Origin of the sequence: Vibrio sp. 1727 (assembly GCF_033344415.1) — a bacterium.
GTDB lineage: Bacteria > Pseudomonadota > Gammaproteobacteria > Enterobacterales > Vibrionaceae > Vibrio > Vibrio alginolyticus.
The window spans coordinates 1-781 of sequence record NZ_JAWPOT010000194.1; the positions used below are offsets into that span (position 1 = coordinate 1).

Sequence of the window (781 nt, forward strand, 5' to 3'; positions counted from 1 at the left end):
TTCTCAATCAAAACGGTTCGTTCGAAATTCGATAATTTGTCCACAATTTAGGAGGTCACCATGGATATCGTCGTTGATAGCCACACCCATACTATTGCCAGTGGACATGCCTACAGCACCATTTTAGAGAACGCATTGGCAGCCAAGAATAAGGGGCTAAAACTTCTTTGTACCACCGATCATGCTCCCGAAATGCCAGGAGCCCCTCACTACTGGCACTTCAATAATCAAAGAATTTTGCCCCGCTTTTTGCATGAGGTCGGTATTCTCCGTGGCGTTGAAGCCAACACTTTAAACGTCAAAGGCGAGATCGATCTTCCGCCTTCCTCTGATCAACATCTTGATTGGATAATTGCTAGCTTTCATGAGCCCGTTTTTAGACCCGCAACCGAAGCGGAGCACACTGCCGCGCTAATTAACGTCATTAAAAGTGGCAGAGTGGACGTGTTAGGGCACTTAGGTAATCCCAATTACCCATTTGATATGGAGCAAGTGTTGCGTTGCGCTAAATCCCACAATGTGGCGATTGAGGTGAACAATACGTCTCTCACAGGCAAGAGCCGAAAGGGCAGTGATGCGCGCTGTGATTATATTGTTGCCTTAGGAAAAGAGATTGGCGTGTATTTCAGTACCGGCTCTGATGCGCACTTTTGCGAAGAGATTTCAAAACTGGATCTCGCCATCGAATTGCTGGAAAAACATGGCGTGGAGAAGGACAAAATCCTAACGACTTCAACCTGTCGTTTCTTGAAGTTCTTACTACTCAGAGGTAAACCACGCA

Annotated in this window: 1 protein-coding gene; it reads left to right on the top strand. The window is 46.4% G+C overall.

What is annotated here, in order from left to right:
* Positions 1-60: 60 nt before the first annotated feature.
* Positions 61-781: phosphatase (locus R8O10_RS24725; RefSeq protein WP_318191888.1), on the top strand; the 721-nt coding region annotated here is incomplete at its 3' end.